The sequence below is a fragment of the Tessaracoccus sp. ZS01 genome, from assembly GCF_022342445.1.
Classification (GTDB): Bacteria; Actinomycetota; Actinomycetes; order Propionibacteriales; family Propionibacteriaceae; genus Arachnia.
Map to the genome: position 1 here is coordinate 1 of NZ_PQFE01000021.1, position 12,946 is coordinate 12,946.

A 12,946-nucleotide genomic window follows, 5' to 3' on the forward strand; every position below is an offset into this window, starting at 1 on the left:
CGCTCCCCCCGCAGCAGCCGCTCAACCTCATCGGCGACCGCCCCTCGAGCATGCGCGACCCGAGGGATGCCTTCACGGTGTACACGTCGCTCCTGACGGCAGATCCGGGCGGCGCCCCGGCAGGCCCGCGCAACCCGCTCACGCCCTTCCCGACGACTCAGTCCCCGCTCGACACGGCACCCCCGCCTCCCACCGGGCAGCCGCTCGACCCGCCTGGGCCGGCGTCCGCCTACCCGCCGCCCACAGTCCCCTCTGTACCCACCGGTCCGTGGGCTCCCCCGCCGTCGGTGGTGCTCCCGCAGACGGTTGGTACCCCCGTGCCGGTCACTGACAGCCACCGGGCGCTGGCCAGGGTCGCCTCCGTGCTCTGCTTCGTCGGGTTCCTCGTCAGCAACACCTCCGCGTTCATGCTGCTGGCCGCCGGAGTCATCGGGCTGCGCACCAAGCCGCTCACGAAGGCGCTGGGCTACGTCGCCACCAGCGTCGGTGCATCCGGGCTGCTGGTGCAGTGGTACCTCGCCGGGCAGCCGTCGCCCCTGTTCACCACGCTGTGGGGCTTCATCGCGCTGGGGTGCAGCATCGGCTTCATGCTGTATTCGCTCAGGGGGCGTTGAGCCCTTCAGCTTCGGGCCGGCACCGTGGATTCCTCGATCTCGCCGAGGTCGAGCGCCTCGCCGTCGTGGGCCGCAAGCAGAGGCAGTTCCGCGGGCCAGACGTCGGCGGGCAGCGCGTCGAGCGGGAACCACCGCGTTTCGACGCGCCGCTTCGCCTCGGCCTCGCTCAGGGCCGCGTGCACCGGATCGAACCGTGGCACGTGCAGCCGGTAGTAGGTCTCGTGCTGGATGAGGACGCGGTCTGAATAGCCATGGGTGACGGTGCGGGTGGCGACTGGCCGTCCCAATGCCTCTGGGTCGACGGTGAGCCCGGTCTCCTCGTACAACTCGCGCGCGGCCGCCTGGGGGGGCGACTCACCGTCGTCGATGCCGCCGCCCGGGGTCTGCCAGAAACGGGAACCCGGAATGCCCGGATCCGTGTCGCCCTGGAGGAGCACCTGCGGCTGCGCCCCTTCCGGAGACGACAGCACGATCACCCGGGCGCCACGGCGGCGCTTGACGCGGCGCTCAGTGGGGCCTGCGGACATGCGCCACCTCGGTGTCGATGAGGTCGCGCCAGCTCTCCACCAGTTCGGTGTCGATGTAGGCCTTGAAGGAGCCGCCCGGGCGCGCCGGTGACCCGATGTGGAAGGCGCGCACGCCCGCCCGGACCAGCCACGGCACGTGTTCCGGCTTGAGGCCGCCGCCGGCCATGATGAGGCGGGCCACCTCCTCGTCCGCCTTCGCGCGGCGGATGAGGTCGTCCAGTCCCTGCTCGACGCCGCGCACGGAACCGGCCGTCAGCACGTGCGTGAGCCCCGGCAGCGTGCGCACGTCCTGCCAGGCCTTGGCCGCGTCGAGGCAGTGGTCGATGGCGCGGTGGAAGGTCCAGGGCAGTGAGCCGTCGCCGACGAGCTCCGAGACCACCTCGCGGTCCACCCGGTTCGCGCCGTTCAGGAAGCCGAGCACCACCCCGTCGGCGCCGGCGTCGCGGTAGGCGGAGATGAGCCCCTTGAGCCGGGTGACCTCGCCCCCGTCTGTGCCGAAGCCCGGCCTCAGGCGCACCATCGGGCGGAGATGGATGGTGGTGGCGCGGCGCACCTTGTCGACCATGCGGGGCTCTGGGGAGAGTCCGTCGTCGTCCATGGTGCCGACCAGTTCCACGCGGTCTGCGCCGCCGGCTTCGGCGCGCTCGGCGTCGGCGGCGTGCAGTGCGATGACCTCCAGCAGGCTCATGTTCACAGCTTGCCAGGTTTGCGCCCGTGTTAGCGATAACATGAGCACGTGCCCGTACCCGTGTTGACCACGCCCACACCCGACGACGCTGAGGGCTGGTTCGATTTCCTCGTCGCGCAGCAGGAGGCGACCTACGCCGGGACCGTGCCGACCGATTTCGCCGAGCGCCAGCGCGCCTACCGCGACGAGTGGGTGCCCGGCCTGGAGGCGCGTTTCGCCAACCCCGGTTCCGCTCGCGCCCTCGTCGCCAGGGTGGACGGTCAGATCGTCGGCATCGCGTCGATCACGGATGCGCCGGCCAGCTGGGAGGTGGAGAACGACCTCCTGCCCTCCCCCGCCACCCGCCAGCTCGACAGGTTGTACGTCTCCGCTGATTTCCACGGCACGGGGCTGGCCGACGCCCTGTTCAGCAACGTGGACGACGGCCGCCCCATGTACCTGTGGCTCATCAACGGCAACGAGCGCGCCAGGCGCTTCTACGCACGGCGGGGCTTCTCAGACCTGGACGAGCAGTTCATGGCCGGCCCCAGCTGGGGCGGGGTCGCGATGCACCGCATGCTGCGCAGCATGTCGCGCTGAACCCCACAATGCAGTGACGCCGGCCGAGCAGTGCTCGACCGGCGTCAGCGCTTATCCGGGGATCAGCGGAACATCACGATGTTGTTGAACACCCATTCGTTGTTCTGGCTGAAGACCCAACCGCCGCCCTTCTCGGCCTCGACCGCCGTGTAGACGGTCACCTCGGCGTAGGACCGGCAGCCGTTCCCGCCCGTCTGGGCGGTGTCGCACTCGGTGCGCCACCTGCGGCCGTCCGTCGCCGTCCACCCGTTGGTGACCGCCAGCGGGTTGCCCTGCCACTGCTGCCGGGTCATGTACGGCAGGTAGGTCAGGTTGTTGAACGCCCATCCGGTCTTCCGCACGAACTTCCCGTCCTGGATCACCACGACGGTGGCCCAGATCTCCGTGCGGCACCGTTCTGTCTGCGAGTACTTCTCGCAGGTGGTGTTCCAGTCGCGCCCGTTGAGGCCCTTGTGCAGCCCCGGCAGGGTGTACGGAGCGCTGCGCACGAAGGCCGGCGGGCCGGGAGGCGTCGTCGGGGGCTTCGTGGTGGGCGGCGCCGACACCGGCGGGGTGGGCTTCGTCGGCGGGGTGGTGGGTGCCTGCTCCTGGTCCTGCACGAGGACGACGACGGACCGGGCCGGGATCGTCAGCGTGCCGGTGGAGGAGGTCCAGGCGGTGGTGCCCAGCGTGGCGTCGGCGTCGGGCCCGTCGGTGAGGACGGGCGAGAGCGCCAGTTCCAGGCCGGCCATGCCGTCGACCTGTTCCGTGATGGCCTCCGGGGTGGCGTTGAACGCCACGAGGAGGCCGTCCACCGCACCGTCGACGTCCGTGCCGACGGTGTCGTCGATGCGCATGAGGATGAGGCCCGGCGTCTGGTCGGCGCCCGCGTTGGGGAACGTGACCTTCCGCGCGATGTCCTCAGCCGTGCCCAGCGTGAGCAGCGGGTAGGTGGAGCGCAACTTCAGCAGCTCGAGCGCACGGGCGCGCGAGGTGGCGATGTCCTCAGGAGACGGCGTGTTGGCCGGGTCCTCCAGGAGCGGGCGCATCGCGTTCCACTTCGCACCGTTCTTCTCCTCTGGAGGCAGGCCCACGCCGAAGTTGTTCGACTGCATGGACCAGTCGAGCGCGTTGAAGTGGTCGCCGGAGTTGTAGGAGTCGCGGTCCATGGACTTCGAGCGCAGCAGATCGGTGCCGGCGTGCCAGAACGACGGCGACTGCCCGAGCGCGACGGTGGCCAACGAGAGCGTGTTCATCCGCACCCGCGTGTCCATCGTCGAATCGGTGGGCAACTTCCACACGCCCAGGTCGAACAGCGTCTCGTTGTCGTGCGCGTCGACGTAGTTGACCGACTCGGACGGCTGCGTGGCGTAGCCGGCCGGCTGGCCGTTGTAATCCAGTTCGCTGCCCTTCTGGACGGTGCCCGCCGACGTCTCGAACGAGAAGTCGGCCAGGTTGCCGGCCATGCCGAGGCGGATGAGGTCCTGGCGGTGCCGCAGGTCCGCCTGCTGCTCGTCGGCGCTCCGGGAACTCACACCGTTCGGGTCTGTGAAGAGGCCGGTGCCGAAGCCCTGGAACTCGGACTTGTTCTCGTCGAAGGGCCCGCCGCCGTGGACGGCGTCGCGCAGCCGGTCGTTGAACGCCCCGATGCCGGTGCCGTCCAACTGGCCCTGCGTGGCCTGGTGGAAGCGGGCGTTGCCCGCCACCTCGCCGAAGTCCCAGCCCTCGCCGTAGAGGTACATGCTGCTGCCGTCGACACCGTCGGCTTGGACGGTGAGTTCATCGAGAGCCGCGCGGACGGCCTCCATGTTGGCGCGGGAGTGGTGGCCCATGAGGTCGAAGCGGAAACCGTCGACGTGGTAGTCGCGGGCCCACGTGACCACGGAGTCGACCATCAACTGCTCGGCCATGGCGTGTTCGGTTGCCACGTTCTCACAGCAGGTGGACTTCTCGACGCTGCCGGTCAGGCTGAGGCGGTGGTAATACCCCGGCACGACCTGGTCGAGCACCGACTTGTCGGCCTGCCCGGATTGCGCGGTGTGGTTGTAGACCTCGTCCAGCACGACCTGGAGGCCCATGCCGTGCAGGCCCCCCACCATCTCGCGGAAGGCGGAGGTCCGCTTCCCGCCGATCTGGTTCGCGTCGGAGGCGTAGGAGCCCTCCGGCGTCGAGTAGTGGAACGGGTCGTAGCCCCAGTTGAACGCGTCCTGGTCTGCCACGGCGGTCACCGCGGCCTGCTGCTCCGTCGAGGCCGGGCCGGCGTCGGGGACGACCGGCTCCACCTGCTGGGTGCGGTCCTCCTCGATCGTGGCGATGTCGAAGCTGGGCAGGAGGTGGACGGTGTTCATGCCGGCCTCGGCCAGTTCGGTGAGGGCGGCCACGCCGTCGCTGTCCTCCAGCGCGAACGCCTCGTAGGTGCCGCGCAGTTCCTCGGGGACGGTTTCGTCCGTGATGGAGAAGTCGCGGATGTGCAGCTCGTAGATGGTGCGGTCGACGAACTGGTCGATCACCGGCGCCTCGTTGCCCGTCCAGATCTCCGGCGCCCAGGCCGGGTCGTCGAGGTCGACGAGCACCGAGTGGGTGGAGTTGAGGGTGAGGCCGATGGAGTACGGATCCGTGACCACGTTGCGCTCGATGCGGTCCAGCGACGGGACGAAGACGCCCACGTCGAACTGGTACGCACGGTTCTTCCAGCCGGCCTCGCCGGTGAGCGTCCAGGTGCCGTCGGCCTGCTCGACCATCGGCACGCGGGTGGGCTCGCCCGAGCCGGTGGAGTCGGCGAAGAGGAGCAGGTCGACTTCGGTGGCCGTCGGCGCCCAGAGGCTGAGCGACGGCACCCCTGCGGCGAAGGTCACGCCGAGCTCGCCGGCGCGCGCATCCGACGCATACAGGTGGTCGAGCACGCCCGGGATCTGCAGCCCGGTGAACGCCTCGGGCAGCCCGTCGGCGTTGCGCTGGATGACGGCGAGGTCGCCCTTCAGGGCTTCCTCGACGGCGGCGCGGTCGGCGTCGAGCTTCAGCGCGAGGAAGCCGCGCAGGTGGCCGCGGACCTCGAGCTGGGCCGCGGTGAGACCGGTGGCGTCGTAGGTGAGGTCGCCGAGCTTTGCCGCGGGCGCCCCGGTGCTGCTGGTGACGACACCGTCGACGAGCGCGAGCCCGCCGTCCGCGTCGGCCCAGAGTTCCCAGGTGCGGGTGGCCGGGTCATCAGCGGCGACAGTCGCCGGCCAGGCCACGGTCTGCTGGTCGATCCAGTGGCCGAGCAGTTGATCGGTGCCGGCCAGCGGCGGATCCTGGACGGTGATCTCGAGCAGGTGGCTGTCGATGTTGTAGGCGAACGACACGAGCTTGTTCGCCGCCGTGGTGAACGAGTAGTTCCCTCCACCGGGCACGCCGCCGACACCGTAGTTCTCGGCCCACGACTGACCGTGGGCGACCTTCACCTCGTAGGTGGCGGCCGGAAGGGAGGTGGTGGACCAGGTGTAGTTGCCGTCGCCCGTCGGGAACATGAGCGTGGCGAGGCACTCAGGCTGCCAGTCACCCGGGCACCCCGCTGCGGCGTTGAAGCTGCCGGGGAGGGTGATGACGGGGCTCTGGGCCGTGTTGAAGAACAGGTGCGTCACGGGGTCGTAGAAGAACGTCACCTCGGTGGCTTCGGTCAGCGTGTACAGCGAGTTGCCCCCGCCGGGCACGCCACCCACGCCGTAGTTGACGTCCCAGGAGCCGCCCACCGCCACCTTGTACTCGTAGCTGCCGGCGGGCAGCGAGAACGTGCCCGTGTGGAGCCCGCTCACCGGATCCAGCGTGAGGAGCGCCTCCGCGCAGTCCGGCTTCCAGTCTCCGGAGCAGCCCATCGCTGCGTTGTGGTTGCCGGGGACGGTCACGGCGGTGGACCAGTCGATCTCACCGGCGTCGGGGGCGGCCGCACCCAGGTCGGTCCCGACGACGACGGTGGTCGAGGCGGCGACCCGCACGCCGCTGGCGTCGGTGCTCACCGCCCGCACCTCGAGGACGGTGCCGGGAAGATGCGCACCGAAGTCGCCGAAGACGCGCGGCTGGTCGGTCTCAGCGGTGCCCAGCGGGGTGTAGCTGCTGGAGCCGGCCACGCGGTAGGCGAAGGAGGTCTCCGCCCAGCGGTCGTCGGCGATGTCCGCCATGAGCGGCACCAGGCCGTCGGTGGGGGCGCCGGAGGTGACGGCGATCTGCTGGGCGTCGCCAGCAGGCGCGACCGGGGCACCGGCCTTGTAGACGACGGCGCTCAGCGCGGGAACGGTCAGGGTGACCGAGCCGTCGACGTTGGTCACGCCCGTGGTGGCGCCGTAGAGCGGCGCGTAGGTGGCGCCGGGCGTCAGGGTGGCGAAGTCGACGGTCTGGGGCGTCGTGGCGTTGTTGACGGCCACGAGGTACTCGACCTTCTCGGTGCGGTCGACGCGGGCGGCGGCGTAGACGCCGGCGCCGGATTCGGCGTAGAGCTCCGTCTGCGCACCGGTGGAGAGCGCCGGGTGCGCACTGCGCAGGCCGGCCAGGCCGGCGATGTCGTCGTAGAGCACACCGTCGGTACCGAAGTGGGCCCCACTGCCGGCGGGCGAACCGTCGATCAGGGAGTTGTCGAGGTAGCTGGGCACCTGCGAGGCGAACATCGACTCGCGGGCGTCCTTGTCGCCTCCGTCGCCGACGAAGCCCTGCTCGTCGCCGTAATAGACCACCGGCTGGCCGCGCGTCAGGAACATCAGTTCGTGGGCCAGCTCGGCGCGCTGCTGGCGGTCCGCGGAGTCGCCCAGGAGGAAGCCGACGCGGCCCATGTCGTGGTTGCCGAGGAAGGTGGGCAGGCTCGACGACGACGAGGTCGCCGTCGTGTAGTAGTCGTCGGCCGCGAAGAGGCCGGACAGGCCCTGTGCCGTGAAGCCCTTCGCGTAGCCCAGGGCGCTGGATTGGTAGGCGAAATCCAGCACCGAGTTCATGTCGGAGTTGCGGACGTACGGCGACAGCAGGCGCGCGTCGGCGTCATAGACCTCGCCGAACATGAAGAAGTCGTCCTTGGCGTGGTCCTTGATGGACTTGGTGAACTCCTGCCAGAAGACGAAGTCGACGTGCTTGGCCGTGTCGATGCGGAAGCCGTCGATGCCGAGGTCGGTCCAGGCCTTGTAGATGGCCGTCATGCCGTCGACGACGATCTGGTTCTCGGTCATGAGGTCGTCGAGGTCGCCGAAGTCCATGTAGCGGGCGGGTTCGCCGGCCGGCCAGGCGGGGTCGAAACCGCGGTTGTGGTAAAGCGTCGGGTCGTTGAGCCACGCCGGGAACTTCGCGTCCTCCATGCCCGCCGGGATCTCCGGGTCGTAGGGGAACGAGCGCTCGTCGGGGTGCATCAGCGGCATGGCCGCGGTGCCCGGTGCGTAGGCGGCGGGGTCGAACTCCGCTCCGTTGATGTCCTTGTACGGGCTGGCCGCCTTAGTGACGTAGGGCGGGTTGGTGCCCTCGTGGCCGGCGTAGTGGATCACGTCGGCGGTGTGGTTGGCGATGATGTCGAAGTAGACCTTGATGCCCCGGGCGTGCGCTTCGTCGATGAAGGCGTCCAGTTCGGCGTTGGTGCCGAAGTGCGGGTCGATCTGGGTGAAGTCGGTGATCCAGTACCCGTGGTAGCCGGCCGACGCGTCAGCGCCGACGCCCTGCACCGGACGGTTCACGAACGACGGCGTGAGCCAGATGGCGCTCATCCCGAGGCCGTCGATGTAATCCAGCCTGTCGCGGAGGCCCTGGATGTCGCCGCCGTTGAAGAACGCCTTGTCGGTGGGGTCGAAGCCGGTCACCAGGGGGTCGGTGCCGCTGCAGTCGACGGGGAGCACGCCGTCGGCGGCGGGACCGGTGGCGATGCAGGCGTCGTTGCCGGTGTCGCCGTTCTCGAAACGGTCCGTCATGACGAAGTAGAAGTTGTTGCCGGCGCCCGGGTCACGGAAAGGCGCAGCGACGAGCGCCGCGTCGGACTCCTGGTAGCCGGCCGGCAGGTTGGCGATGCCGAGGGAAACCTTGTTGGAGGCGTCCTCGAAGCTCACCGTGACCGCCGTGTCCGCGGCGAGGCGCAGCGGGTAGTTGCCGCCGTCGGGGCCGTAGGCCTCGTCCCACGCGTTGTTGATCGCGATCTTGAATTCGTAGTTGCCTGCGGGGACGGTGAAATCACCCGTCCAGAGGCCGTCGCCGTCGGCATCGGTGAGGCCGGTGACGGCACATTCGGGGGCCCAGTCGCCTGCGCAGCCCAGTTCTGATTGGAGATCGCCCACCAGCGTCACGGCTGTCGTGGCGGCAACCGCCGGGGCGGGCGGTGTAATTGCTGTGACAACGCCTGATGTACAGACCAGCGCTGTGAGAGCGAGACCCGAGAGCAATCGGGAAGACGCTGAACGCGACATCGTGACTCCTTCGTCATTGCACGTTTGATCGTTCAAGTCCGCCCATCATGGCATTAGTCTCGAGGCAGTTCAATACCCCTAGGGTTGGGAAATCCCTCCCCCGCGTGCCCTGTCCAGCCCCGGGCACGCAGAAGGGCGGCCCCACCGAAGTGGGGCCGCCCTCTGGGCTTCAGGCGATCAGAAGCCGCCCATGCCGCCCATCTCGTCCATGCCGGGAGCGCCCGCGGGGGCCTTCTCCGGCTTGTCCGCGATGACTGCCTCGGTGGTGAGGAACAGCGCGGCGATCGACGCAGCGTTCTGCAGCGCCGAGCGGGTGACCTTGGCCGGGTCGATGATGCCGGCCTCGACCATGTTCTGGTACTCGCCGGTGGCGGCGTTGAGGCCCTCGCCCGCGGGGAGCGAGCCGACCTTCTCCGCCACGACGCCGCCCTCGAGGCCGGCGTTGAAGGCGATCTGCTTCAGCGGAGCCGAAGCGGAGGCGAACACGATCTGGGCGCCGATGGCCTCGTCGCCCGTCAGGCCCTCAACCGAAGCGAGCTTCGAGGCCTGCAGCAGCGCAACGCCACCACCGGGGACGATGCCCTCTTCGACGGCAGCCTTCGCGTTGCGGACAGCGTCCTCAATGCGGTGCTTGCGCTCCTTCAGCTCGACCTCGGTGGCCGCGCCGACCTTGATGACGGCGACGCCACCGGCCAGCTTGGCGAGACGCTCCTGGAGCTTCTCACGGTCGTACTCGGAATCCGAGTTCTCGATCTCGCGACGGATCTGGGCCACGCGGCCTTCGATCTGCTCGGAGTCGCCGGCGCCTTCGATGATGGTGCACTCGTCCTTGGTGACGAGCACGGAGCGCGCCTGGCCGAGGAGATCCAGGGAGACGGTGTCGAGCGACAGACCGACCTCCTCGGAGACGACCTGGGCGCCGGTCAGGATGGCGATGTCGGTCAGCATGGCCTTGCGGCGGTCGCCGAAACCGGGCGCCTTGACGGCGATCGACTTGAACGTGCCGCGGATCTTGTTGACGATGAGGCCGGCCAGGGCCTCACCCTCGACGTCCTCGGCGATGACGAGCAGCGGCTTGCCGGACTGCATGACCTTCTCCAGCACGGGCAGGAGGTCCTTCAGCGACGAGATCTTGGAGTTGGCGAGCAGGATGTACGGGTCATCCAGCGTTGCTTCCATGCGCTCGGCGTCCGTGACGAAGTAGGGCGAGATGTAGCCCTTGTCGAAGCGCATGCCCTCGGTCATTTCGAGGTCGAGGCCGAACGTGTTCGACTCCTCGACCGTGATGACGCCTTCCTTGCCAACCTTGTCCATCGCCTCGGCGATGATCTCGCCGACGGTGGGGTCAGCGGCGGAGATCGACGCGGTGGCGGCGATCTGCTCCTTGGTCTCAACGTCGATGGCGAGTTCGCCGAGCTTCTCGACGATCGCCGCGACGGCGGTCTCGATGCCCTTCTTCAGGCCAACGGGGTTCGCGCCGGCCGACACGTTGCGCAGGCCCTCACGGACCATCGCCTGTGCCAGCACGGTGGCGGTGGTGGTGCCGTCGCCGGCGACGTCGTCGGTCTTCTTGGCGACCTCCTTGACGAGTTCGGCGCCGATACGCTCGAAGGGATCCTCGAGCTCGATCTCCTTGGCGATGGACACGCCATCGTTGGTGATCGTGGGGGCGCCCCACTTCTTCTCCAGGACGACGTTGCGGCCCTTGGGGCCGAGGGTGACCTTGACGGCGTCCGCAAGCGTGTTCATGCCGCGCTCAAGGCCGCGTCGTGCGGCCTCATTGAATTCAATCAGCTTTGCCATGGTGTTCGGGAGTCCTCCCGTCGATGGGGCGGCTAGCCCCGGGTGTCTTCAGATGTCAGGTTGAACTGCTGGTGCCCGCGACGGACGGCCCTTCCGGGCCTCACCGCAGTTCGGTAGCACTCAAACGTGAGAGTGCTAACCCCATTATTAGCACTCTCCCCCAGGGAGTGCAAAGCTTCTGGGGCATCGGTTCACTAGAGTGAGTCCATGGACACGCCGCGGATCCTCCGGAACGTCGCCAACGCGCTCAATCTGTCCACGCCGCTGGGGCTGGTCCTGGGCCTCGTCGGCCGTGGCCGGCCCCGCCGTCACGGCCACCTCATCGTGTTCGAGCAGGTGAAGCTGCCGCTGGTCGATGCCAGCGCGATGACGGTGGGCGACGTCGTGCTCGTTCCCGGCAAGACGGTCGGCGAAGTGGAGGCCCGGCTCCCGGAGCTGCTCGCCCACGAGGAGGCGCATGCGTGGCAGTACGCCTACTGCCTGGGGCTGCCCTTCATTCCCCTCTACGTGATTGCGGTGACCTGGTCCATGCTCCGCTCAGGGGACAGGGCCACGGCCAATCACTTCGAGGTACAGGCGGACCTGCTCAAGGGCGGCTACCGCGTGGGCACCAAACGCCCGCTGCGTGAGGGCCTGGCAGCGCTGAGGTTCCGTCGGTGACGGATCAGGCGTGGAGGCGGCGCGCCGAGCGCGCGGCCTGACGCTGGCTGCGCATGCGGCGCAGGCGCTTCACGAGCAGCGGCCGGTAGGCCAGCGCGCGCGGGGTGTCGATGAGGGCGTTGAGCTGCTGGTAGTAGCGCGCCGACGACAGGGAGAAGCTCTCCATGATCGCCTGTTCCTTCGGCACCGCAGACGTGAACCAGCTGTCCTCGAAGTCGAGGATGGCGGCTTCGCGTTCGGTCAGGTCGACCGGCGTGTGCACAGTGAGGGCCTCGGACATGCCCGTCAGTTTAGCTGCAAACGACACCCGTGTCATTCATCTGTGGCAACACTGGTACCAGTCCGAAGGTAGAGTCACCTGTGCCCGCTCACACCACGTCTCTAGGAGCCGATCGCCGATGCGCCGACTCACCGGCCATGTCCAGCACTTCGCCTGGGGCAGCCACACGGCGATCCCGCGTATCCTCCGCCGCGAGCCCGACGACCGGCCCTGGGCTGAGTACTGGCTGGGCACCCACCCGGGCGGCCACGCCTTCCTCGACGACGGGGTGGCGCTGGCCACCCACGTCCAGGAGAACCCGGAGGTGGTGGGCGCCGCCGCCCGCGCCGAGTTCGGTGACAGACTCCCCTACCTCATCAAGATCCTCGCAGCGTCGTCCCCTCTGAGCCTGCAGGCGCACCCGTCGAGGGAGCAGGCGGAGGTCGGCTATGCCCGCGAATCGTTGCTGGGCCTGCATCCGTCGGAGCCGATCCGCTCCTTCAAGGACGACTGGCCCAAGCCTGAGGCCATCGTCGCCCTGACCCCGTTCGAGGGCCTCCTCGGCTTCCGCGACCCCCATGAGACGGCCGGCCTGTTCGAGGCACTGGGAGTTGCGGACGAGTTGGCCTCTGTCATCGGCCCCCTCCGTGACCGGGCAGCCGCCCCGGCTCTTCAGGAAGTCTTCCTCGACGTCCTGTCGCTCGACGAGCGGCGGCACCTCGTCGATGTGGTGCTCGCGGCAGGCGTGAACCTCCTCGAGGCTCCGGGCGCGCTGGGCGAATTCGCCCGCACCGCCGTCGAACTCGACGAGCACTTCCCCGGTGATCCCGGCATCCTCGCCGCGCTCCTGATGAACCGCTTCACGCTGCAGCCCGGCGAGGCGGTGGCGCTGGAGCCCGGCATCATGCACGCCTATCTCCGAGGCGTGGGGGTGGAGATCATGGCCAGTTCAGACAACGTGATGCGCGGCGGCCTCACCCAGAAACACATCGACGTCGACGGCCTGCTGCAGGTGGTCCGTTTCGAAACCCAGCACCCCAACATCCTGGTGGCCGAGGGCGCGGACGGCATCTACGTCTATCCCACCTCCTTCCCGGAGTTCGAGCTGTGGCTGGTGTCCCCCATCGACGGCTCCCACCTGGCGGTGCCGCGCTCAGACTGCGGGCGCATCGCGCTGGTGACGGCCGGGATCTTCGTGCTCCAGGGCGACCACGGCGACCTCCGCCTGGAATCGGGCGACAGCGCCTTCCTCGCGGCGGACGAGTACGTCACGGTGCACGGTGAGGGCCAGATGTTCGTGGCCGCCTCGGGCGCCTGATTCGGAATTCCGCGCCCCGTCTTGGCACAATAGGCGCCACGCCTCCTTAGCTCAGCGGCCAGAGCGCTCGCCTTGTAAGCGAGTGGTCGAGGGTTCGACTCCCTCAGGAGGCTCTGAT

Annotated in this window: 8 protein-coding genes, 1 tRNA gene and 1 pseudogene; 5 read left to right on the top strand and 5 right to left on the bottom strand. The window is 68.9% G+C overall.

Going from position 1 to position 12,946, the window contains the following annotated elements:
• Positions 1–614: pseudogene (locus C3E87_RS13360) on the top strand (hypothetical protein); the annotation flags it as partial.
• A gap of 5 nt (positions 615–619) precedes the next feature.
• Here the strand turns inward: C3E87_RS13360 and C3E87_RS13365 are convergent.
• Both C3E87_RS13365 and C3E87_RS13370 read right to left on the bottom strand, forming a co-directional pair.
• Entirely contained in the window at positions 620–1,141 is a 522-nt protein-coding gene (locus tag C3E87_RS13365; RefSeq protein ID WP_076063768.1) for an NUDIX hydrolase, read from the bottom strand.
• Positions 1,122–1,829 carry a copper homeostasis protein CutC gene (locus tag C3E87_RS13370; protein ID WP_076063770.1) on the bottom strand — a complete coding sequence of 236 codons (708 nt, stop codon included), beginning with the start codon at positions 1,827–1,829 and terminating at the stop codon, positions 1,122–1,124. The genes C3E87_RS13365 and C3E87_RS13370 overlap by 20 nt, the downstream gene beginning before the upstream one ends.
• A gap of 48 nt (positions 1,830–1,877) precedes the next feature.
• Here C3E87_RS13370 and C3E87_RS13375 point away from each other — a divergent pair, with 48 nt between their 5' ends.
• Positions 1,878–2,408 carry a GNAT family N-acetyltransferase gene (locus C3E87_RS13375; protein WP_076063772.1) on the top strand — a complete coding sequence of 177 codons (531 nt, stop codon included), beginning with the start codon at positions 1,878–1,880 and terminating at the stop codon, positions 2,406–2,408.
• Between the two features lie 62 nt (positions 2,409–2,470).
• Here C3E87_RS13375 and pulA read toward each other — a convergent pair whose 3' ends face one another.
• Both pulA and groL read right to left on the bottom strand, forming a co-directional pair.
• Complete coding sequence (gene pulA, locus C3E87_RS13380) at positions 2,471–8,668, bottom strand: pullulanase-type alpha-1,6-glucosidase (RefSeq protein ID WP_076063774.1); 6,198 nt, start codon at positions 8,666–8,668, stop codon at positions 2,471–2,473.
• A 297-nt stretch (positions 8,669–8,965) separates the two neighbouring features.
• Complete coding sequence (groL, locus tag C3E87_RS13385) at positions 8,966–10,591, bottom strand: chaperonin GroEL (RefSeq protein ID WP_076063776.1); 1,626 nt, start codon at positions 10,589–10,591, stop codon at positions 8,966–8,968.
• Positions 10,592–10,798: 207 nt separating this feature from the next.
• Here groL and C3E87_RS13390 point away from each other — a divergent pair, with 207 nt between their 5' ends.
• Positions 10,799–11,251 (top strand): hypothetical protein, encoded by a 453-nt coding sequence (locus tag C3E87_RS13390; protein WP_076063778.1) that lies wholly within the window; start codon positions 10,799–10,801, stop codon positions 11,249–11,251.
• 4 nt (positions 11,252–11,255) lie between these two features.
• On the opposite strand, the gene C3E87_RS13395 is transcribed toward C3E87_RS13390, so the two are convergent.
• Entirely contained in the window at positions 11,256–11,531 is a 276-nt protein-coding gene (locus C3E87_RS13395; RefSeq protein WP_076063780.1) for a DUF3263 domain-containing protein, read from the bottom strand.
• A 118-nt stretch (positions 11,532–11,649) separates the two neighbouring features.
• Between C3E87_RS13395 and manA the strand changes: the two genes are divergently transcribed.
• Positions 11,650–12,828, top strand: coding sequence for a mannose-6-phosphate isomerase, class I (manA, locus tag C3E87_RS13400; protein ID WP_076063782.1), 1,179 nt, complete (start codon positions 11,650–11,652; stop codon positions 12,826–12,828).
• A gap of 40 nt (positions 12,829–12,868) precedes the next feature.
• A tRNA-Thr gene (locus tag C3E87_RS13405) sits at positions 12,869–12,941 on the top strand.
• Positions 12,942–12,946 lie beyond the last annotated feature (5 nt).